The following is a 22709-nucleotide window of genomic DNA, read 5'->3' as shown; positions in this document are numbered from 1 at the left end:
ATGCCCAACCGTTTACGCGAGCATGACGCACGCGCTTCGACACGACGGTTCCCGCTTAGGCTCGCTCACTGGATGAAAGGTTTCGCGATCGTGCTTTCCCTGTCCGCGACCCACGCATTTGCGCAGCAATCGCCCGCCCCGGCCGACGGCGTCTACAACCTGCTCGTCGGCACCTATACGGGTGGCGGCAGCGACGGGATCTACGTTTATCGCTTCGATACGAAAACCGGCAGCGTCGCGCCGGTGTCGTCGGCGAAGACCGTGAATCCGTCGTATCTGTTGCCGAGCCGCGACGGTCGCACCGTCTACGCGGTCAACGAACTGCCCGGCGACGACGGGCCGGCGACGCAGCGCGGCGGCGTCAGCGCGTTCCGCTTCGACGCGAAGACGGGCGCGCTGACCTTCATCGACCGCGTGTCGTCGGAAGGGAACGATCCTTGCTATCTCGCGCTGTCGCCGGACGGCAAGTACCTCGTGACGGCCAACTATTCGGTTGCGTCGGATCCGGGCGGCAGCTTCGCGGTGTTCCCGCTGCGCGACGACGGCGCGGTCGGCCAGGCCGTGCTGGCCGTGCACCATGAGGGCACGGGGCCCGTGAAGGGCCGCCAGGACGGCGCGCACGTGCACTCGACGGTGTTTTCGCCGGACGGCCGTTACCTGTTCGTGCAGGATCTCGGCGCGGACAAGCTCTACGGCTACCGCTACACGGTGGACGGCAGCCGCGGGCTGATCGGCCCGACCGACACGCGCTACACGCCGGTGAAGGCCGGTTCGGGCCCGCGCCACATGGTGTTCGGCGCCGACGGCCGGTTCGCGTACGTGACGAGCGAGCTGAACGCGTCGGTCGAGGTGTTCGGCTACCACGACGGCAAGCTGACGCCGGTCGAGACGGTGCCGATGACGGCGCCGGGCTTCAAGGGCAAGGTCGGCGGCGGCGCGATTCATCTGTCGCCGGACGGCCGCTTCCTGTATGCGAGCAACCGCGGCGACGCGAACGACATCGTGATCTACGCGGTGAACCGGGCCGACGGCCGGCTGAAGCACGTCGGCCGCCAGTCGAGCCTCGGCAGGACGCCGCGCGAGTTCCTGATCGATCCGACCGGCAAGTGGCTGATCGTCGGCAACCAGGACAGCGATACGTTCTACGTGTTCAGCCGCGATGCCGAAACGGGGCAGCTCGGCGCGAATCCGCAGAAGGTTGCGGTCGGCAAGCCGGTCGACTTCAAGCTGGTGCCGGCGCTGTAAATGACGAAGGGCGCTGCCGATGCAGCGCCCTTCGTGTTCCGGGGCGGCCGGTTTCGCGGTGCGCCCGCGCCGGCCGATCGCGGCCGGGCGGCCGCCTTGCTCAGTCGGCCGCGGCCGGCACGAGCACCTCGCGGCTGCCGTTGATGCCCATCGCCGATACGAGCCCGGCCGCCTCCATCTGCTCGACGAGGCGCGCGGCGCGGTTGTAGCCGATGCGCAACTGCCGCTGCACCGACGAGATCGACGCGCGCCGCGTGCGCACGACGAACGCGACGGCTTCGTCGTACAGCGGATCGGCTTCCGCGTCCGGCGCTTCGCCGAACAGGTCCTGCGTCGCGCCGTCGGCGGCCGGGCCGTCGAGAATCCCTTCCTCGTACTGAGGTTCGCCGAACTGCTTCAGGTACTCGACGATCCGGTGCACTTCCTCGTCGGCGACGAACGCGCCGTGCACGCGCTGCGGGTAACCGGTGCCCGGCGGCAGGAACAGCATGTCGCCCATCCCGAGCAGCGATTCGGCGCCCATCTGGTCGAGGATCGTGCGCGAATCGATCTTCGACGACACCTGGAACGCGACGCGCGTCGGGATGTTCGCCTTGATCAGACCGGTGATCACGTCGACGGACGGACGCTGCGTCGCGAGGATCAGGTGGATGCCGGCCGCGCGCGCCTTCTGCGCGAGGCGCGCGATCAGCTCTTCGATCTTCTTGCCGGCGACCATCATCAGGTCGGCCAGCTCGTCGATCACGACGACGATCAGCGGCAGCTTCGACAGCGGCTCGGGATCCTCGGGCGTCAGCGAGAACGGGTTGCCGATCTTCTTTTCCTTCGCTTCCGCGTCGCGGATCTTCTGGTTGAAGCCCGCGAGGTTGCGCACGCCGACGGCTGACATCAGCCGGTAGCGCTTTTCCATTTCGCCGACGCACCAGTTCAGCGCGTTTGCCGCGAGCTTCATGTCGGTGACGACCGGCGCGAGCAGGTGCGGGATGCCTTCGTAGACCGACAGTTCCAGCATCTTCGGGTCGATCATGATGAGCCGCACGTCTTCGGGCGTCGCCTTGTACAGCAGCGACAGGATCATCGCGTTGATCGCGACCGACTTGCCCGAGCCCGTCGTGCCGGCGACGAGCATGTGCGGCGCCTTCGCGAGATCGGTCACGACCGGGTGGCCGGTGATGTCCTTGCCCATCGCGATCGTCAGTTGCGACGGCGAATGCTGGTACTCGCGCGCGGCAAGGATTTCCGACAGGCGGATCATCTGGCGCTTCGCGTTCGGCAGTTCGAGGCCCATGCAGGTCTTGCCGGGGATCGTCTCGACGACGCGGATCGACGTGAGGCCGAGGCCGCGCGACAGGTCCTTCATCAGGCCGACGATCTGGCTGCCGCGCACGCCGAGCGCGGGCTCGATCTCGAAGCGCGTGATCACGGGGCCGGCCGACGCGCCGACGACCGTCACCGGCACCTTGAATTCCTGCAGTCGCTGCTCGATCACCTGGGCCGTCTGCGCGAGGTGTTCCTCGGTGATCATTTCGACGTCGTCGGACGCGGGCTCGAGCAGGTCGAGCGTCGGCAGTTCGACGTTGAACGACGCGGGCGCGTGGAATTCGAACGCGTTCGGGCGCGGCTGGCGCGCGGGGGTGTCGGGGGCGGCGTTTGGGTCGGCCGCGGCAGGCGCGGCCGGTTCGGTTGCCACGGTGGCGATTGCGCCGACGGGGGCGGCAACGGGAAGCGTCGGCGCGGCAGCGGCAGTCGCTGGCGTGGGTAGGCCCGCGCCGGGAACGGTTGCCGGTTGCGGTGCTGCGATCGATGCGGCAGTCGGTGTCGCGGACACATTCGGCACCGACCAGCTTGCCGACGATGCGGCAGGGGCGGGCGGTGCAGCGAACGTCGTAGTTGCGGTTGCCGCAGGCGCCGATGCGATCGGCGGGGGCTGCGTCGCGGTCGTTGCCGCGATGGACGCCAGCGATCCGGCCGCGATGACAGGCGCGCCTGCGTCCGGTTGAACCGGGGCCGCTGCGGTTGTGGTCATCGGGGTGACTGTGCCCGAGGACGATGTCGTTACGACGGAAGCGGCTGGCGGAACCGGCAGGCTGGCCGCCGGTTGCGGTGCGGTTGAGCCGGATCGGCCGAATGTCGTGCCGGTCGACGAGGCTGCCGTGTTGGCCGACAGAGTCGATGCGGGCGCGAAAGGCTGCGCGGCGATCGAGCCGGACGCGAAACTCACAGGCGCCGCGGGAGCGGGCGTAGGCGTTGCCGCCGATGCAGGCGCTTGCGCGGTCGAGTTGAATGTCGAATCCGACGCGCCGGCCGTCGATGGTGGCGTGGCGGGTACAGCGGTCGATGCGGGCGTTGATTCGCGGGAGAGTGAACCGTAAGTCTCGCCCGAAACGCCGACCGGCGCCGCCGATACTACCGATGCGACGGCCGGTGCCGAGGCGGCTGGCTGTGAAAGCGGAGCGGATGCCGGGCCGGTTGCACCGACCGGTGAAGTCGAAGCGACCGGTGCAAAGGTCAGTGCCGAGGCGGCCGGCTGCGAAAGCGAAGTGGATTCAGTACCGGTAACGCCGACCGGTGAAGTCGAAGCGACCGGTGCAACGGTCGATGCCGACGCGGCCGGCTGAGAAAACGAAGCGGATGCCGTGCCGGTTACGCCGGCCGGTGCAGCCGCAGCTGTGTCGGGCGCCAAGCTCGATGCAGATGCAGGTACCTGCGCGGTCGCGCCGTGAGCGGCGCCGCCGAGCGGCGAAGTAGCGGCGGCCGAAGCCGTCGGTGCTGCGGCAAACGGTCGAGCTGGCTGCGATTTCGGCAATCCTGCGAAGACGGCCGTATTTGTCGTCGCAGGTTGCACCGTCGGCGGAATCGACGGCGTCCGCGTCCAATCAGTCGCAGGCGTGGCGCCCTGCGCGATTGCCGACAGCGGCGCGGCGCGCTCTGCGGCTTTCGGCTCGACGGTTTCAGATGCGGTATGCGATGCAGTCAGTGCCGACCCTGCCGCAAGCGGCACGGCGTCGGAAACGGCGCGTGCCGACGAATCTGCGATCGATGAAGCGGGGAGGACAGCAAACGGAGCGATCTCCGCGGCGGGTTGGACGTCGGCGTGAGCATCGGCGATGCCCTGCGGCGCATGGGCCGGTGCAAGGCGATCGATCGCAGGAGCCGGTTGCGCGTCGTACTTGTCACCGGTATCGATGGACGCAACCGGTTTGCTTGCAGCGATGCCGTGAACCGCCTCGTCTAGCGGTTGCGCGAAGGCCGCATTGGCCGGCTGCGATCCCGCCGCGCCGGTCGGCGACGCAGCGATCGGGCTACCGGCCGATCCGTCGAACGCGGAAACCGGCTGGCTGGCGAGGTCTTCCCACGGAGCGAGGTCGATCGGCGCGTCGAACGACGGCGCGGCGGGCGCATCGTCGGCGTGCCGGATCTCGGGGGCGCCGCGATGCGAAAACGCCGCATTGTCGATGCCGGTATCCGGCAGCGTCTGCGGGACGACGTCGTCGAACGTCGTGGCACCCGTATCGGCAACCGGAGCACGCGCCGTGCCGGACTCTGCCGGCATGAACGCATCCAGCATGATCGGCGCGTTGTCGTCGTAAGCGGGCGCCGCGTCGTGTTCGACCGTGGCGCCGGCGTCATGGGCCGCGACGCTGTGCGTCGCGGAGGCGAACCCGTTCGACACGGCAGCCGACACCGGCGCGGCAGCGCTGCCGGCTGTCGCTGCCATACCGGCCACGGTTGCGGCGGCTGCCGCCGCGTGCGCGGCATCGGTCGACTGCGAACCGCCGAGTGTGGCCCATTGTGCGGTGCTGGCCTCGATCGAGCGCAGCGTGTCGTGAACGCTCGGCGCCGGCGTGATCGGCGCCGCGGGTTTTTCCGTCCATGCATAGAGTGGCGCGCGCGCCGGCGTTTGCGGTGCCGGGCGGCGTCGCGCGGTGTCGGGCGGCAGGCCGGCCGCGCCGATTCCCGCCGCCGGTCGCACGGGCGGGCGCGGCGGCGGCGCGCTGGCTGGCCGCGGCGTGACCGTGGTGTGCGGAGCAGCCTGTTTCAGCGCAGCGGTGGCCGGTCGCGCAGCCGTCGGCCGCGGCCGGACGGGTTCGAATCCGACCGGAAGCGGGGCGGGATCGGGGCGCGGCACTTGCGAGTTCGCCGCCGCACGCGCGAGGCTGGCGGTGCTGCCGGTCGTCGGGGGCGGCATCGCGCTGGCCGGCATCGGCGCGGGCGGCGCCGGCATGCTGCGACCGGTCGCGGTCGGCTTCAGCCAGCCCGACGGCGCGACGGGTTCCGTGTGCGGACGCGGAGGCGTCTTGCTGCGCGGCTTCGGCCGCGCCTGCGGGTCGGGTTTCCACAGCGTCGGGCGCGAATACCGGCCGTTCTGGCGCGGCGCCATCGAGTTGACGGTATGCGCGGTGGTCGGCTGTACGATGTCGTCGTCGCGATGCAGTGCGCTGCGCGGCAGGTCGGCGATACCGCGGGCATCGTCGTCGTCGCGCTCGCGCGACAGCTTGACGCCGAACGACGTGTCGACCCATGCGGCGAACTGGCGCCAGCCGATGCCGGTCAGCCAGGGCAGCCCGGCGAAAAACAGCACGACCATCGCGACCGGCGTGCCGATCGGACCGAGCACATGGGCGAAGCCGGCGGAGAACGCGTGGCCGAGCGCGTTCGTGTCGGGGCCCGACAGCGCGCTCGTGAGCGTGCAGCTTGCGACGAACACCGCGGCGAAGCCGAGCCACAGGCGGATCGAGCCGCGGCCGGCGAGGCCGCCGCCGCCGGGCAGCATCGCCTGCACGAGACGCCAGAAGAGAAGGAGGAACCAGACGGCGGAGATGCCGAACCAGCCGAAGACAACCGTGTGCATGCTTTGAAACAGGAGTGGGGAGGGGCGCGCGGGGCGCGACCCGCCGAGTTTAACCGGCCGGCGAACAAGATTCTAAGGCGGCGTGAATTCGTTTCACGCCGTGCTGCGCGTGCGTCCGGCACACGCGTGCGACACGCAACGCGAAGGCGGTCGGCCGGCCTTCGCGCGCGCGGTGCATCAGGGGCTCCGGTGCGTGAAGGTCAGCGTTGCGCCGGCATTGGTCACGATCTGCAGTTGCTTGGGTTCGCGCATCTGCACGCCGGTCTTCTCGATATGGGCGAGCGCGTCGAGGTACGCGTGTTCGAGCTGGCCGCCGAGCGTATTCGGGCAGGCCATCCGCGTGCCGGCGAGCGGCCCGAAGCTCAGCAGGCCGTTCTTGATCGCGTAGGTGCCCATGTAGCGGTTGCAGCCCGAGAACCCGCTGGCGCGCCGGATGCCCGAGTCGGTCGACAGCGCGAGCTTGATCGGCTCGCCGTTGTCGCCGTGCGGGATCGTGCGCTGCGTGCCGTCGGCGTTCAGCCAGCTGGTGAGCTCCCAGCTCGTGTCGTCGAGCAACTGGACGGCGGCCGGGTTGTACGGGTCGGGGGCGGGGGCGGCGGAATCGGGGTGGGTCGGCATCGCGCAGGCGGCGAGAAGCGTGGCAAGCGTCAACGCGCAGAGCGGCGCGCGCAGCGGGCGAAGCAGGCCGGTGCGGGCGCGTGCGGCTGCGAACAGGTGGGACATGAGCCTCGTTCCTCATCGGATTCTGATCAAGGCGTAAGAGTAACGCACCCGCCCCGCGGCAGGCGAGCCGACACTTCGCGCGCGAAAACGTTCGCAGCCTGCCCGCGCGCGGCGCACGGCCGGGCAGCGGCGCGGCGAAACCGCCAAACCGGCGTCGTGGCGCGTGTTAACATCGGAGCCGTTTTCGTCCTCCACCAGAAGCGGGAAATCACATGCAGATCGGTCAGCGGCTCGGTACGCCGCTTTCACCCTCGGCCACGCGCGTCATGCTGCTCGGCGCCGGCGAACTCGGCAAGGAAGTCATCATCGCGTTGCAGCGGCTCGGTGTAGAAGTCATCGCGGTCGACCGCTATCCGGACGCACCGGGTCACCAGGTCGCGCATCGCGCGCACGTGATCGACATGACGGACGCCGCCGCGCTGCGGGCGATCGTCGAGGCCGAGCGCCCGCACCTGATCGTGCCGGAGATCGAGGCGATCGCGACCGACGCGCTCGCGTCGATCGAGGCGGCCGGCCTCGCCGAGGTGATCCCGACCGCACGCGCGACGCAACTCACGATGAACCGCGAAGGGATCCGCCGGCTCGCGGCCGAGGAGCTCGGGCTGCCGACGTCGCCGTATGCGTTCGCGGAATCGTTCGAGGCCTTCAGCGCGGCGGTCGCGAAGATCGGCATGCCGTGCGTCGTGAAGCCGGTGATGTCGTCGTCGGGCAAGGGGCAGTCGGTCGTGAAGACCGAAGCCGACGTGAAGCCCGCGTGGGACTACGCGATGGCGGGCGGGCGCGTGAACCACGGCCGCGTGATCGTCGAGGGCTTCATCGATTTCGAATACGAGATCACGCAACTGACCGTGCGCGCGATCGACCCGGCGACGCTCGGCACGCGCACCTACTTCTGCGAACCGGTCGGCCACGTGCAGGTCGCGGGCGACTACGTCGAGTCGTGGCAGCCGCAGCCGATGAGCGCGGTGGCGCTCGAGAAGTCGCGCGAGATCGCGCACAAGGTCACCGAGGCGCTCGGCGGGCGCGGGCTGTTCGGCGTCGAGCTGTTCGTGCGCGGCGACGACGTGTGGTTCTCCGAGGTGAGCCCGCGGCCGCACGATACGGGCCTCGTCACGCTCGCGTCGCAGCGCCAGTCGGAATTCGAGCTGCACGCGCGCGCGATTCTCGGGCTGCCGGTCGATCCGGCGCTCGGTACGCCGGCCGCGTCGGCCGTGATCTACGGCGGGCTCGACGAGCGCGGGATCGCGTTCGAAGGCGTGCGCGACGCGCTTGCGGTGCCGGGTGCCGACCTGCGCCTGTTCGGCAAGCCGGAAAGTTTTGCGAAGCGGCGCATGGGCGTCGCGCTGGCGACCGGCGCGACCGTCGACGAAGCCCGCGAACGCGCGAAGCGCGCCGCCGCGGCCGTCCGGCCCGTGTCGGCCGGCTGACGGAACGAGGAGAGGGCGATGGCGTCGATCTGGCTGCGTATCGGAAAGCTGGGCGCCGCGCTGGCGCTTGCCGCGGGTCTCGCGGGTTGCGGCCTCGCGGCCGCGCCGTGCCGGGTGGCATCGGCCGGGCTCAAGATCGTGCCACTCGTCGGCCATGTCGCGGCCGCGCCGACCGACGCGTGCGCCGACGTCATCGATCCCTGACGACGATAACCGGTGCGATGACCCACAATAACCGCGCCCCGCGAGGGCGCGTTTCCACCCGTCTCGCGAGAGGACCTGCATGATTCGCCAAACCGTCGCCGCACTCGCGCTCGCCGGCACCGCCGTTTCCGTCGCGCATGCCGCGCAGCTGACCGTCGAAGAGATCGACGCCGATTCGCGCCAGCAGACCTTCTACGAGTGCGCGAACCAGAAGCAGCCCGTGCGCGTGTCGTACTGGCTCGCGGGCAACGGCCAGAGCTTCGCGCTCGTGCCGGTCAACGGGCGGCAACTGCTGTTCGTCGATACCGTGTCGGCTTCGGGCGCGCGCTATCAGGCCGGCCGCTATACGTGGTGGACGAAAGGCAAGGAAGCGACGCTGCGCGACGAGATCGCCGACCAGAAGTCGCCGCCGCTGCTTGGCGACTGCGTGCAGGTCGAGAAGAAAAAGAAGAAGGGCTGAGCGCCGGGCGCGATCGTGGATCGTGTCCGCCAGGCGCCAGCGCCAGCCGGCTGCCGGACCTGAAGGTTCGGCGCTCAGGCCCGCCGCGGACGCCTGGGCAACGCCGTTCTTGATCGGGCCCCTGATATCGCTCGACGCCCGATCGGGATAGCCCGACCGGGCCGCTCGCCGGCCGTGCGGCGCTGTCCGGGCTCGCCGCGCGAACTGCCGCTGCGGCCGTTCGCGGCGTTGTCGCGGACAGATGGCCGCGCAGTGCTACAATACGGCCCTTTCCGCCGGCATTCGCGCCGAACGGAGTCCGCACGGCCTGGTGTCCAGCGTTCGCATTGAACCGGTCCCAAGCGCCAGAGCGGCGCCGCGCGGCGCGCCGCGGCTCCGTCTATTTCCGAATTGTGATGAGCGCAGGCCCGGCTGGCCTGACGCACGATGTCCCCGCCGCGCCTTTTGAGCGAAACGCCACCATGTCCGATTCTGTCGCCAAGCCCGTCGACGCAACCTTCGACCAATTCGGCCTTGCCGCCGATATCCTGAAAGCCATTGTGGAGCAGGGCTATACGACGCCGACGCCGATCCAGGCGCAGGCCATTCCGGTCGTGCTCGCCGGCCGCGACGTCATGGGCGCCGCGCAAACAGGCACCGGCAAGACCGCGAGTTTCTCGCTGCCGATCATCCAGCGCCTGCTGCCGCAGGCCAACACGAGCGCATCGCCCGCGCGCCACCCGGTGCGCGCGCTGATTCTGACGCCGACCCGCGAACTGGCCGACCAGGTCGCCGCGAACGTGCATGCGTACGGGAAGCACACGCCGCTGCGCAGCGCGGTCGTGTTCGGCGGCGTCGACATGAACCCGCAGATGGCCGAGTTGCGCCGCGGCGTCGAGATCCTGATCGCGACGCCGGGCCGCCTGCTCGACCACGTGCAGCAGAAGACCGCGAACCTCGGGCAGGTGCAGATGCTCGTGCTCGACGAGGCCGACCGGATGCTCGACATGGGCTTCCTGCCGGACCTGCAGCGGATCCTGAACCTGCTGCCGAAGGAGCGCCAGACGCTGTTGTTCTCGGCCACCTTCTCGCCGGAAATCAAGAAGCTCGCGTCGACCTACCTGCGCAACCCGCAGACGATCGAGGTCGCGCGCAGCAACTCTACGAACGCGAACGTCACGCAGATCGTCTACGACGTCGCCGAAGGCGACAAGCAGACGGCCGTCGTGCAGTTGCTGCGCAGTCGCGGGCTCAAGCAGGTGCTCGTGTTCTGCAACAGCAAGATCGGCGCGAGCCGGCTCGCGCGCAATCTCGAGCGCGACGGCGTGGTCGCGTCGGCGATCCACGGCGACAAGACGCAGATCGAGCGGATGCAGGCGCTCGACGCGTTCAAGCGCGGCGAAATCGAGGCGCTGGTCGCGACCGACGTGGCCGCACGCGGCCTCGACATCGCCGAACTGCCGGCCGTGATCAACTTCGACCTGCCGTTCAGCGCGGAAGACTACGTGCACCGGATCGGCCGGACCGGCCGCGCGGGCGCGACCGGCGACGCGCTGTCGCTGTGCAGCCCGAACGAGCGCAAGCAGCTCGCCGATATCGAGAAGCTGATCAAGCGTCCGCTCGAAGTGCAGACGCTCGCGCTCGACAAGCCGGCGCGCCATCGTCAGGACGACCGTGGCGGCGAGCGTAGCGGCGACCGCAGCAGCGAGCGCGGTGGCCGGCGCGAACGCGACGAGCATCGCGGTGCATCGGCGCGCCGCTCGGCCGGTTCCGAGCGTAGTGGTCATCACCGTCGCCACGAAGCGCCGGTCGACGATTTCTTCCTGAAGCCGTATGAGCCGTCGGCGGCGGCGAAGCAGTCGGACGACGCACAGCCGGCGCAGCAGCCCGAGAAGAAAGGGCCGAAGCGCCAGGTCGCCGCGCTGCTCGGCGGGTTCGGGATGCCGCGCAAGCCGTCGGCGTAAGCTCGACGGACGTGGCGGTGCGGCGCGCGAGCGCTGCCGGAAAAGCGGGTGCATGCGATGAGCATGCGCCCGTTTTTTTATTGGAGCCGTGGTTGGACGGGGGGCGGGACGTGGGTTGGCGGCGAGCGATGCAACCGGCACTCGACCGGCGCGAAACGGCTTGCCGGGCGCTTCAGCCGGCCCGCGGCCCGAAGCGCCGCGCCCATGCGGCCGTTGCGGCCGCATAGAACGCATCCAGCGTCGTGCCAGCGAGCGCGCCATCGGGCGCGAGGCCCAGATGCGCGGCCGCGGCCTGCAGCGTCGGCAGCGGATCGTCGCGCTCGAGCGCGGTCGCGCCCGTCTGCTTGCTGAGCTTCTCGCCGTTCGCATCGACGACGACGGGCACGTGCAGATACCGCGGCGTCGGTACGCCGAGGCAGTGTTGCAGATGGATCTGGCGCGCGGTCGAATCGAGCAGGTCGGCGCCGCGCACGACGTGCGTGATGCGCGCATCGGCATCGTCGACGACGACCGCGAGCTGATAGGCCCATTGCCCGTCCGCGCGCTTCAACACGAAATCGCCGACTTCGGTCGCAAGGTTTTGCGATTGCGCGTGCTGCCAGCGGTCGTCGAACGTGACGATCGCCGTGTCGCCGTCCGGTACGCGCAGCCGCCATGCGCGTGCAGGCTTGCCGTGCAGACCGGTGCGGCAGGTGCCCGGATACGCGAGCGTCGTGTGGCGCTCGTGCGCGGCGCGCAGCGAGTCGGCGATTTCCTTGCGCGTGCAGCCGCACGGATAGACGAGCCCCGCTGCGACGAGCTGCTCGAGCGCGGACGTATACGCGGCATCGCGCGTGCTTTGCCATACGGGCGGCTCGTCGGGCGTCATGCCGAAATGCGCGAGCGTCGCGAGGATGTCGTCGGCCGCGCCGGGTACCGTGCGCGGGCCGTCGAGATCCTCGATGCGCACGAGCCATGCGCCGCCGTGCGCGCGTGCGTCGAGCCAGCTCGCGAGCGCGCCGACCAGCGAGCCGAAGTGCAGCGGCCCGGTGGGCGACGGCGCGAAGCGGCCGCGATAGCCGTTCATTTGAGCGCGGGGCGCGCGCTTACGCGGCGCTGGCTGCCTGCGCGCAGGCCGGGCACGACTTGCCGGGCACGTAGCTCGGCGACTGTTGCGCTTCCGGCGCGACGACCGCGCGGCACGCGAAGCACGTGACGTTCTCGGTGGGCTGGAGTTGCGGGTTCAGCGCGGTGCGGTAGTCGAACACGAAGCAGTCGCCGTGATAATGGGCGCCGCCGACTTCCTCGAAATACTTCAGGATCCCGCCTTCGAGCTGGTACACGTTCTCGATGCCGATTTCCTTCATGTGGATCGCGGCCTTCTCGCAGCGGATGCCGCCCGTGCAGAACGACACGACCGTCTTGCCGTCGAGATCGGCGCGGTTCGCATCGATCACTTCCGGGAATTCGCTGAACTTGTCGATCCGGTAGTCGAGCGCATCGTCGAACGTGCCGACATCGACCTCGAACGCATTGCGCGTGTCGAGCATCACGACCGGGCGGCCCGCGTCGTCATGGCCGCGGTCGAGCCATGCCTTCAGCGTGCGCGCGTCGACCGACGGCGCGCGGCCGAGCTCGGGCTTGATCGCCGGCTTCTTCATCGTGATGATCTCGCGCTTCAGGCGCACGAGCATGCGGCGGAACGGCTGCGAGTCGGACAGGCTTTCCTTGAACTGCAGCGTCGCGAACTTGCCCTCGAACAGCGGATCGTGGCGAAGATAGTCGACGAACGCGTCGGCCGCTTCGCGCGTGCCGGCGATGAACAGGTTGATGCCTTCCGGCGCGAGCAGGATCGTGCCGCGCAGGTCGAGTTCGTTGCAGCGGGCGGTGACGAGCGGGCGCCATTGCTCGTTCGCGTCGAGCGACACGAAGTGGTAGGCGGCGAGGTTGACGATGGTCATGATGGTCCGACGGGGAAACGGCCGCACGGCGGCTCGCAAAAAAGGGTGCGAAGCCGTGGCGATGATTCGAAAAACCGTATTATCCCGCAAACCGCGCGCGCTTCGGCATCTGGCCGTTGGGCAGGCAGCGCGACGCGGCGTCGCGCGCATCGGCCGTACGGCCAGTGCGGGGATTTTTTGGGCAGCCTGCGCGGCGACGCGGCTACAATAACGCCCATGTCAGATCCCCGCTTCGTTCATCTTCGCGTTCACTCCGAATTCTCGATTGCCGACGGCATCGTGCGTCTCGACGACATCGTCAAGGCGGCGGCCGCGGACGGCCAGGGCGCGCTCGCGCTTACCGATCTCGGCAACGCATTCGGCCTCGTCCGTTTCTACCAGGAAGCCCGCGACAAGGGCATCAAGCCGATCGCCGGCTGCGACGTCTGGATCGCCAATCCGGACGATCGCGACAAGCCGTCGCGGCTGCTGCTGCTCGTGAAGGACAAGGTCGGCTACCTGAATCTCTGCGAGCTGCTGTCGAAGGCATGGCTCACGAACCAGTATCGCGGCCGCGCGGAACTCGACGCGAGCTGGCTCGACGGCGAACTCGCGCAGGGGCTGCTCGCGCTGTCGGGCGCGCAGCAGGGCGATATCGGGCTCGCGCTCGCGGCCGGCAACGAAGAAGCAGCGCGCCGTCACGCCGAGCGCTGGGCGAAGGTGTTTCCGGGCGGCTTCTACATCGAGCTGCAGCGGTACGGCCAGCCGGGCGCCGAGGCGTATATCCAGCAGGCCGCGACGCTCGCCGCGTCGCTGAAGCTGCCGGTCGTCGCGACGCACCCGACGCAGTTCATGACCGACGACGATTTCACCGCGCACGAGGCGCGCGTGTGCATCTCGGAAGGCGACATCCTCGCGAACCCGCGGCGCCAGAAGCGCTTCACGACCGACCAGTATTTCCGCACGCAGGACGACATGGTCGCGCTGTTTGCCGACCTGCCGTCGGCGGTCGCGAACACGGTCGAGATCGCGAAACGCTGCAACCTGAAGCTCGAGCTCGGCAAGCCGAAGCTGCCGCTGTTCCCGACGCCGGACGGCATGTCGCTCGACGACTACCTGGTCCAGCTGTCGAAGGAAGGGCTCGAGACCCGGCTCGTGCAGCTCTATCCGGCCGAAGCCGAACGCGACGCGCAGCGCGACACGTACTACAAGCGCCTCGAATTCGAGTGCGGGACCATCACGAAGATGGGCTTCCCCGGCTACTTCCTGATCGTCGCGGACTTCATCAACTGGGCGAAGAACAACGGCGTGCCGGTCGGCCCGGGCCGCGGCTCGGGCGCCGGTTCGCTGGTCGCGTACGCGCTCGGCATTACCGACCTCGACCCGCTGCGCTACAACCTGCTGTTCGAGCGCTTCCTGAACCCGGAGCGCGTGTCGATGCCCGACTTCGACATCGACTTCTGCCAGCACGGCCGCGACCGCGTGATCCAGTACGTGAAGGAGAAGTACGGCGCGGACGCCGTGTCGCAGATCGCCACCTTCGGCACGATGGCTGCGAAGGCGGCCGTGCGCGATATCGGCCGCGTGCTCGACCTCGGCTACATGTTCACCGACGGCGTTGCGAAGCTGATCCCGTTCAAGCCGGGCAAGCACGTGACGATCGCCGACGCGATGAAGGAAGAGCCGCAGCTGCAGGAGCGCTACGACCACGAGGACGAAGTCCACCAGCTGCTCGATCTCGCGCAGCGCGTCGAGGGCCTCACGCGTAACGTCGGGATGCACGCGGGCGGCGTGCTGATCGCGCCCGGCAAGCTGACCGATTTCTGCCCGCTGTACACGCAGGGCGACGACGGCGGCGTCGTCAGCCAGTACGACAAGGACGACGTCGAAGCCGTCGGCCTCGTGAAGTTCGACTTTCTGGGCCTCACGACGCTGACGATCCTCGACTGGGCCGAGCGCTACATTCGCCGCCTCGATCCGTCGAAGGCCGACTGGTCGCTCGCGCAGGTGCCGCTCGACGATCCGGCTTCGTTCCAGATCCTGAAGAAGGCCAACACGGTCGCGGTGTTCCAGCTGGAAAGCCGCGGGATGCAGGGCATGCTGAAGGATGCGCAGCCCGACCGCTTCGAGGACATCATCGCGCTGGTGTCGTTGTACCGTCCGGGCCCGATGGACCTGATCCCGAGCTTCTGCGCACGGAAGCACGGCCGCGAGAAGGTCGACTATCCGGATCCGCGCGTCGAACCCGTCCTGAAAGAGACCTACGGCATCATGGTCTATCAGGAGCAGGTGATGCAGATGGCGCAGATCATCGGCGGCTACTCGCTCGGCGGCGCGGACTTGCTGCGTCGCGCGATGGGCAAGAAGAAGCCCGAGGAGATGGCCAAGCACCGCGAGATCTTCGCCGAGGGCGCCGCGAAGAACGGCCTCACGCGCGAGAAGTCCGACGAGATCTTCGACCTGATGGAGAAGTTCGCGGGCTACGGCTTCAACAAGTCGCACGCGGCCGCGTACGCGCTGCTCGCGTATTACACCGCATGGCTGAAGGCGCACCATCCGGCCGAATTCATGGCGGCCAACATGACGCTCGCGATGGACGACACCGACAAGGTGAAGATCCTGTTCGACGACTGCGTCGTGAACAACCTCACCGTGTTGCCGCCCGACATCAACCAGTCGCATTACCGGTTCGAGCCCGTTGCCGAAGCCGACGGCAAGCGTTCGCGCACGATCCGCTACGGCCTCGGCGCGGTGAAGGGCAGCGGCCAGAACGCGATCGAGGAAATCCTGCGCGCTCGCGAGGAAAAGGCGTTCACCGACCTGTTCGACTTCTGCGAGCGGATCGACCGGCGCGTCGTCAACCGCCGCACCGTCGAGGCGCTGATCCGCGCCGGCGCGTTCGATTCGCTGAACGCGAACCGCGCGCAGATGCTCGCGTCGGTGCCGCTCGCGATGGAAGCGGCCGACCAGGCCGAGGCGAACGCGATGCAGGCCGGGCTGTTCGACATGGGCGCCGAGTCGCCGCACGCGCATGCGCTCGTCGATGAACCGGCGTGGGACGACAAGCGTCGCCTGCAGGAAGAAAAGGGCGCGCTCGGCTTCTACCTGTCCGGCCACCTGTTCGACGCGTATCGCGACGAGGTGCGCCGCTTCGTGCGGCAAAAGGTCGGCGACCTGAAGGAAGGGCGCGACAAGCTCGTCGCGGGCATCATCGCATCGCTGCGCACGCAGATGACCCAGCGCGGCAAGATGCTGATCGCGCTGCTCGACGACGGTTCGGGCCAGTGCGAGATCACGATCTTCAACGAGCAGTTCGAGGCGAACAAGGCGCTGTTCAAGGAAGACGAACTGCTGATCGTGCAGGGGCAGGCGCGCAACGACGCATTCACGGGCGGCATCCGTTTCACGACCGATACCGTGATGGATCTCGAACGTGCGCGCAGCCGCTATGCGCAGGCCGTGCGGCTGACGATGAACGGCAACGCCGACGCAGTTGCGCTGCGCCGCGTGCTCGAGCCGCACGTGTCGAAGGACGATCCCGCTGCCGCGCATGCGGTCGAAGCGCCCGCGCCGCGCGGCGGCGGGCGTGACGGCGGCCGTCGCCCGCAGGCGCCGTTGCCGAACGGCCTCGCGGTCCAGATCCACTACAGCAACGCGCGGGCGCAAGGCGAAATGCGTCTCGGCGACGCGTGGCGCGTGAAGCCGAGCGACATGCTGCTCGCGGAACTGCGCGCGGCGTTCGACGGCAGTGTCGTCGAAATCACGTACTGACCGCATCCCGACCACCGGACGGCTGTCGCGATACGCGGCCCGTCGCATCGCCATCGTGCGGTGCGGCGGGCCGTTTTTACATCTTCGGGTACCCGGGTCTTGGGCCGGCCATCCGGACGCTATACAATCCGGCGCAGCCGCGCTCGCACGCGCGCACACAAACGGGGGCGGATCCACGCGGCGAGCGGCAACGCGCGACAAGGCCGTCCCGGAACAGGATGCCGGTGCATCAGCCCGTCGCGACGATAAAAACTGACAGTCACCACATGACCATGGCCAACTGGAACCCGACGGGCCGGATCCTCGTGATCCGGATTGATTTTCTGGGCGACATGCTGTGCACGACCGCGTTCCTCGGTGCGCTGAAGGAGCGCTGGCCGGGCGCGGAACTGCATGTGGTCGCGAACCGCTACAACGCGGCCGCGCTGGCCGGCAACCCGGACGTGCACACGGTTCACACGTACGTGTACAGCCGCCAATGCGAACGCAACGACCGTCCCGGGCGGATGCGCGCGCTCTTCGACCGGCTGCGGCTCGTGCGCCGCCTGCGTCGCCTGCGGTTCGACCTCGTGGTCGTGCCGAACGGCGGCATGCATCGCAGCAGCATACAGTTCGCGCGCCAGCTCGGTGCGAAGGACTGCCGCTGGCACGATGCCGAGACCGAATTCGACGATCGCAAGCCCGAACACATCGCGCAGCGGCCGATGTGCCACGAGGCGCTGTCGGGGTTCCGGCTCGTGCCCGAACTCGGTCGTGCCGATGTCGACCGCCTCGGGCTGTCGGTTCATCCCGATCGCACGTTGCAGGACGCGTGGTATCGCCTGCTCGGGGAGCGTACGAAGCCGCGCGTCGGTTTGTTCGTGTCGAACAAGGCGGCCGAGCGCCGCTGGCCCGCGGATCGCTGGCGCGACCTCGGCGAGCGGCTCGCGCCGTTCGCCGACGTGATCGTGTTCCGCGATCCGGCCATCCGCAATACCGCCGAGGACGATGCGTGGCGCGATGTGAGCGCGCGCCATGTCGTGCCGTCGTCGGTCGCCGATCTGGTGGCCGCCGCGAGCCTGCTCGATACGATCGTGTCGGCCGACAGCGCACCCGTGCATCTCGCGTCGGCGCTCGGCGTGCCGGTGGCCGCGCTGTTCGAGGACCGTCCCGAGAAATACCTGCGCTGGCATCCGCTCGGCGTGCCGCATGTGATCCTGCGCGCCGGCGCGACCGTCGACGCGATCGGTGTCGACGCGGTCGAGCGCGCCGTGCGTCATCTGCTGCCGCAGGCCGGCCATTGCGACGAGCCGGTGGCGGATGCGGCACGCGCACGGCCGCCGGCCGCCGCGACATCCGCGGTCCTGACCATCACTTCGTAGCGCCGCAAGCACCGCACACGGTGCAAGCGCCGGCGCCTGCCGCACCGCGCCCGCAGGCGGGGTCGCATCAGGGGGCACATCAGCGCGTCCTGCACGGCCGGTTCGCGATGCCGCGCCGGCTGCTGCAAAATCCTGTACATTGCCAGCCTTGTTCAGCCAGCTAGACAGACCGATCGCCGTGGCCCTGTTTTCCTCCGCCCGCCCGCCCAGAACCATCCTCGTTGCCGCGCCGCGCCGTATCGGCGACGTGCTGCTGACGACGCCGCTCGTGCGTTCACTGAAGGCTCGCTGGCCCGATGCGCAGATCGACATGCTGGTGTTTCGCGGCACCGAGGGCGTGCTCGAGCACAATCCGGACGTGCGGCGCGTGATCGTCGTCGCGCAGCGCGCGGGATTCCGCGAGCGGCTGCGCGACGCGCTGTCGATGTGGCGCCGCTACGATCTCGCGTGCGCGGCGCTGAGTTCCGACCGGCCGCGCTTCTATAGCTGGTTCGCGGGTCGCAAACGGGTCGGCCTCGTCGATCCCGACCGCGTCACGTGGCTCACGCGGATGATGCTGAACGGCATCGCGATCAATCACCATGAATCCGCGCATACGGTCGTCAGCACGCTTGCGCTCGCACCCGTGATCGGCATCGAGCCGGTGTCCGAGGTCGTCGCGCCCGGCATCGGTGACGATCCCGCGCGGCGCGCGCGCTTCGACGCATGGCTCGCGGAGTCGCCGGCGATCCGCGACGGCAAGCCGCTGGTCGTCCTGCATCCGTATCCGATGTTCCGCTACAAGCAATGGCGGCTCGAAGGCTGGGTCGAGATGATCGGCTGGCTGCGCGAGCGCGGCTTTGCGGTCGCGTTGTCGGGCGGTCCAGCCGATCGCGAGCGCGAGTATGCGGAGCAGGTCGCGGCCGAAGCGGGCGGCGACGTGCTGAATCTGGTCGGCCGCCTCACGTTCGGCGAGAGCGCGGAGCTCGTGCGGCGCGCGCGGCTCTTCATCGGGCCCGACACCGGCGCGACGCACGTGGCGGCTGCGACGGGCACCGACACGATCGCGCTGTTCGGCCCGTCCGACCCCGTGCGCTGGGGGCCGTGGCCGCAGCACTGGCCCGCGACCGAGAATCCGTGGCCGCTGCGCGGCTCGGGGCGGCACGGGAACGTGTGGCTGCTGCAGGGGGAGGGCGATTGCGTGCCGTGCCGGCACGAGGGCTGCGAGCGCAAGGTCGACAGCCGCAGCGATTGCCTCGCCAATCTCGGCGCGCAGCGCGTGAAAGCCGCGGCGGCCGAGATGCTCGGGCTGAATCCGCCGGGCCCGGCCGAGGGCGCCGTCGATACGTCGCGACTGCATCGCGCCGGATCCGACTGACGACTGACGCGCGGAAGACGCGCGTTTTTGCTTCGTTGCAGGCGGCTTGTTTCGCGGCGAGCCGTGCAGCCCGCTCGCCTTGACGGCAGGCCTCCGCTGCCGCCGAAGCCGGCTGGCGGCAGCGCGGATGCCGTTGCGCGTTACGCGCTGCGCCGGATCGCCGACGTCTCGCGCGGCAGCGCCTCGCCGCTCGCGCCGCAACCGAGCAGGATGCCGGCCAGCAGCACGATCAGGTGCCCTTCGGCGAAATCGAGCAGCAGCGAATTCGCGAGGCTGCCGATCGTGAAGATCGCGAGCCATGCGAGCAGCAAGTGCCGCGAGCGCGGATCGAGCGTGCGGCTGCCGCGCGCGATCTGCACGATCAGGTTGATGAACAGCAGCACGCCGAGCGAGCCGAGCTGCACGGCCATCAGCAGGTATTCGTTGTGCGGGTTCGACGTGAGCTGGCCTTCGGCGGCCGTCTTGCCGGCCGTGAGCTTCTCGAATTCGGATTCGAGGCCGCCTGCACCGTAACCGATCACCGGGCGGTGACGAAACAGCTCGAGCCCCTTCTTGTACCACTCGAGGCGCAACCCGGTCGACGTGGCCGCGTCGCTCTGCCGGTATTGCTGCACTTCCGTCACGACCTTCACGAGCCGGCCGTTGTGAACCGTGCACGCGGCGACGACGAGCGCGACGCCGAACAGGACGAGCACGCCGGCGGCGAGCCCCGCGCGCAGCGCCGATTGCCGGCGCAGCAACAGCACGAAACGCACGGCGACGACGAGGATCAGCAGCAGCGCGATGACCTGCCCCGTGCGTCCCTGCAGCATCACGAACACGTTGACGAGCGACCACGCGGCGACGCCCGCATACGCGGTGCGGGACAGCGCCGTGCGGGCGGCAAGCGCAAGATCGGCCGCCTGATAGAACAGCAGCGCGCCGAACATGCCGGCGGCGATGTGGTTCTTGAACACCCAGGCGCGCGACAGCGGCAGATCGGTCGCGTGCGCGGGCCCGATCGCGGTCAGCCCGAGATAGTTGGTCGTCGACAGCAGCAGGATCACGCACAACGTGCCGAACCAGCAGCGCCGCACGATCGGCGCCCAGTTCGAATGACGGAACGCGAGCACGGCGAAGGGCAGCAGCAGCAGCTTGTCGTACTTGGCGACCCAGTTCCACGCCTTGTTGTGCGGTGCGACCGTATACGCGACGCTGGCAGTCAGCGCAGCGAGGATCAGCAGCGCCGCGAGCGAAGCCGGGTCGGTCACGAACGAGCGCAGGTCGCGCCAGAATTCGGGGGAGATCACGAGCGCGGCGGCGAACAGCCCGCAGAAGACGTTGGTCAGCGCGGTCGAGACGGGCACCATGCAGAGCGCGGCGACGGCGAATGCACGGGCGGCGGTCAGGCGCCGCGTGGCGGGAGCGGAAAACGAAAGCATCGGAACCTGTCGAATGGACGAATGCGGCTTGCGGACATCGTGCTCGCGCCGCGCGTCCCGGCGGGAGCTCCGGGACGAACGGCGCAGTATACGCGAAGCAGGCAGCGTTTCTGTGCCGTTTTAGGGGCCCGATCAGCTGAACGCGCGCTTGATCCGCGAGCGCAGCAGCGCGCGCTTCAGGCGCCCAGCAACTGCCGGCGTGTCGAGCGCGATGCGCGTGCCGGCCGGCTCGCCGCGATGCAGGTAGTAGCGGTCGAACGTCGCCTGGGTCATGCCCCATTTGTTCAGGAACTGGCGGCGGCCGTCGTTCTTGACGATCTTGCCCGTGCTCTTCTGCTGGAAGTGGTAGACGAGGCTGTCGCCGACACCGAGGAAGATCCGGCAGCCGGCGTCCCAGAATTTCATCGAGAAGTCGTTGTCGCTGCTCATGCCGGGCGACAACTCGCTGCTGTAGCCGCCGATGCGGTTCCACCAGTCGCGGTGCACGAGCGTCGGCGGCCAGGTCGAACCGAGCCAGTCCGCGCGCGCGAGCCGCGGGGTCGCTTCGACGAGGCCCGCCGCGTCGAAATGCTCGGCATCGCGGCCGAAATTGCTGACGACGACGCACGGGTTGCGCGTGTCGACCGGCTCGATCATCGTGCCCGACAGCATGAAGAGGTCGGTCGGCATCTGTTCGATGCGGCGCACGAGCGCCGCGTCCCAGCCGGGGCAGCAGAACATGTCGTCGTTCATGTAGACGACGTAGTCGCGCGTCGCGCGCGCGGCGGCCAGGTTCACCGCATGGCAGATGCCGATGTTGGTCGGCGACGCGGTGTGCTCGATCCCTTCGCTGCGCACCCAGTCGAGCGTGCCGTCCGAGCCGTCGTTCACGTGCACGATGATCTGGTGATCGTACGCGGAGTGGCGGCGCAGGCTGTCGACGACGAGCTTGAGGTACGGCAGGTTGTTCCAGGTCGGGATGATGATGGAGAACATGGCGGTCGGATTCGGTGGTCGTCGTGGCGGGCGGCGCGCGGTGCAGCCGTCTGGGCGGGCACGCGCGGCGCGGGCAGCCCGGCATTGTAACGCCGGGCCGGCCGCTTGCCGGCGGCGCGCAGGGGCGGGCGCTCAGCGCGCCGGTTCGTGGCCGAGCTTCAGGAAGCGGTAATAAACGGTTTCCGCGTTGAACACGGCGATCATGAAGCCCGCGCGGCCGTCGAGGAACCCGCGCCGCAGCACGTAGGTGCGCACGAACGCCCAGGCGCCGCGCGCGAGCGCCTTGCCGAAGCCGCCGCGCTGGCCGGCCGCGCGGCGCTGGCGCGCGCCGGCCGTCGAATACGCGTCGAGCTTGCGCACGACGGTTTCGAAATCCTCGTACGAGTAGTGCATCAGCTTGCCGGGCAGGCGCTGCGCGGCGGTATCGAACACGAGGCGCTCGTGCACGAGATCGTCCGAGAAACGCGCGGCGCCGCGCCGGAACAGGCGCGGCACCCAGTCCGGATACCAGCCGCTGTGATGGATCCACTGGCCGCAGAAGCTCGACAGCCGGTCCAGCGCATAGACCTGCGCGGCCGGCGCGCGGATCGCGTCGCGGATCGACTGCGCGAGCTCCGGGCTGACGATTTCGTCGGTATCGAGCGACAGGATCCAGTCGGTGCCGAGCGCGTCGAGCGCGCGGTTCTTCTGCGGGCCGAAGCCCGGCCAGTCGCGCTCGACGATCACGCGCGCGCCGTGCGCCTGCGCGATCGCGACGGTATCGTCGGTGCTGCCGCCGTCGATGACGACGACATCGTCGGCGAACGACAGCGCATCGAGGCACTGGGCGAGCCGCGCGGACGCGTTGAGGGCGATGAGGGCGACGCCGAGGGAGGGTTCAGCCATGAAATCGTCGGAAAGGCGGAGAAAACGGTGAGCGGCAGTATACCCGCGGCCCGGCCGCCGGCCGCATCGGCCATGACCGTGCCGGCGAGGGCGGTGCGGCTATAATGTTGAGCCCTTTTCGGCACCCGCCCGACAGGGGCGAAATCCCGGGCGGCCACGCGCCGGG

15 protein-coding genes are annotated in these 22709 nt (G+C 69.1%); 8 read left to right on the top strand and 7 right to left on the bottom strand.

Going from position 1 to position 22709, the window contains the following annotated elements:
- Window positions 1–1245, top strand: coding sequence for a lactonase family protein (locus tag AC3WLY_RS20820; RefSeq protein WP_492309838.1), 1245 nt, complete (start codon window positions 1–3; stop codon window positions 1243–1245).
- 100 nt (window positions 1246–1345) lie between these two features.
- On the opposite strand, the gene AC3WLY_RS20815 is transcribed toward AC3WLY_RS20820, so the two are convergent.
- Complete coding sequence (locus tag AC3WLY_RS20815; protein WP_492309837.1) at window positions 1346–6097, bottom strand: DNA translocase FtsK; 4752 nt, start codon at window positions 6095–6097, stop codon at window positions 1346–1348.
- 177 nt (window positions 6098–6274) lie between these two features.
- Entirely contained in the window at window positions 6275–6820 is a 546-nt protein-coding gene (locus AC3WLY_RS20810; protein WP_072440796.1) for an META domain-containing protein, read from the bottom strand.
- A 212-nt stretch (window positions 6821–7032) separates the two neighbouring features.
- On the opposite strand from AC3WLY_RS20810, the gene purT reads away from it, so the two are divergent.
- The 4 genes from purT (at window position 7033) to AC3WLY_RS20790 (ending at window position 10854) form a co-directional block, all read left to right on the top strand.
- Entirely contained in the window at window positions 7033–8247 is a 1215-nt protein-coding gene (gene purT, locus AC3WLY_RS20805) for a formate-dependent phosphoribosylglycinamide formyltransferase (protein ID WP_175962850.1), read from the top strand.
- 18 nt (window positions 8248–8265) lie between these two features.
- Window positions 8266–8451 (top strand): DUF6726 family protein, encoded by a 186-nt coding sequence (locus AC3WLY_RS20800; protein WP_175962851.1) that lies wholly within the window; start codon window positions 8266–8268, stop codon window positions 8449–8451.
- Window positions 8452–8530: 79 nt separating this feature from the next.
- A complete protein-coding gene (locus tag AC3WLY_RS20795; RefSeq protein WP_175962852.1) occupies window positions 8531–8911 on the top strand; it encodes an MliC family protein in 381 nt (126 codons plus the stop codon).
- A 461-nt stretch (window positions 8912–9372) separates the two neighbouring features.
- Complete coding sequence (locus tag AC3WLY_RS20790; protein WP_492309996.1) at window positions 9373–10854, top strand: DEAD/DEAH box helicase; 1482 nt, start codon at window positions 9373–9375, stop codon at window positions 10852–10854.
- A 172-nt stretch (window positions 10855–11026) separates the two neighbouring features.
- Here the strand turns inward: AC3WLY_RS20790 and gluQRS are convergent, their stop codons facing one another.
- Window positions 11027–11920: a tRNA glutamyl-Q(34) synthetase GluQRS gene (gluQRS, locus tag AC3WLY_RS20785; protein ID WP_492309997.1), complete on the bottom strand. Its 894-nt coding sequence runs from the start codon at window positions 11918–11920 to the stop codon at window positions 11027–11029.
- Window positions 11921–11939: 19 nt separating this feature from the next.
- Window positions 11940–12794 (bottom strand): sulfurtransferase, encoded by an 855-nt coding sequence (locus tag AC3WLY_RS20780; RefSeq protein WP_492309998.1) that lies wholly within the window; start codon window positions 12792–12794, stop codon window positions 11940–11942.
- A gap of 216 nt (window positions 12795–13010) precedes the next feature.
- Here AC3WLY_RS20780 and dnaE point away from each other — a divergent pair, with 216 nt between their 5' ends.
- From dnaE to AC3WLY_RS20765, 3 genes are all read left to right on the top strand, one after another.
- Window positions 13011–16544, top strand: a complete 3534-nt coding sequence (dnaE, locus tag AC3WLY_RS20775; RefSeq protein WP_492309999.1) for a DNA polymerase III subunit alpha — start codon at window positions 13011–13013, stop codon at window positions 16542–16544.
- A gap of 272 nt (window positions 16545–16816) precedes the next feature.
- Window positions 16817–17905, top strand: a complete 1089-nt coding sequence (locus tag AC3WLY_RS20770; protein ID WP_175962917.1) for a glycosyltransferase family 9 protein — start codon at window positions 16817–16819, stop codon at window positions 17903–17905.
- A 178-nt stretch (window positions 17906–18083) separates the two neighbouring features.
- On the top strand, window positions 18084–19262 hold the full coding sequence (locus tag AC3WLY_RS20765; RefSeq protein WP_492310000.1) for a glycosyltransferase family 9 protein: 1179 nt from the start codon (window positions 18084–18086) through the stop codon (window positions 19260–19262).
- Window positions 19263–19402: 140 nt separating this feature from the next.
- Here the strand turns inward: AC3WLY_RS20765 and AC3WLY_RS20760 are convergent, their stop codons facing one another.
- From AC3WLY_RS20760 to AC3WLY_RS20750, 3 genes are all read right to left on the bottom strand, one after another.
- A complete protein-coding gene (locus tag AC3WLY_RS20760) occupies window positions 19403–20683 on the bottom strand; it encodes an O-antigen ligase family protein (RefSeq protein ID WP_175962858.1) in 1281 nt (426 codons plus the stop codon).
- Between the two features lie 132 nt (window positions 20684–20815).
- Window positions 20816–21658, bottom strand: a complete 843-nt coding sequence (locus AC3WLY_RS20755; protein WP_105390997.1) for a glycosyltransferase family 2 protein — start codon at window positions 21656–21658, stop codon at window positions 20816–20818.
- A 132-nt stretch (window positions 21659–21790) separates the two neighbouring features.
- Window positions 21791–22543 carry a glycosyltransferase family 2 protein gene (locus tag AC3WLY_RS20750; RefSeq protein ID WP_175962859.1) on the bottom strand — a complete coding sequence of 251 codons (753 nt, stop codon included), beginning with the start codon at window positions 22541–22543 and terminating at the stop codon, window positions 21791–21793.
- Between the last annotated feature and the right edge of the window lie 166 nt (window positions 22544–22709).

Source organism: Burkholderia sp. FW306-1C-G01B (genome assembly GCF_058781685.1).
The sequence above is the reverse complement of the archived record's forward strand: the minus strand, read 5'-3'. Positions and strand labels throughout refer to the sequence as shown.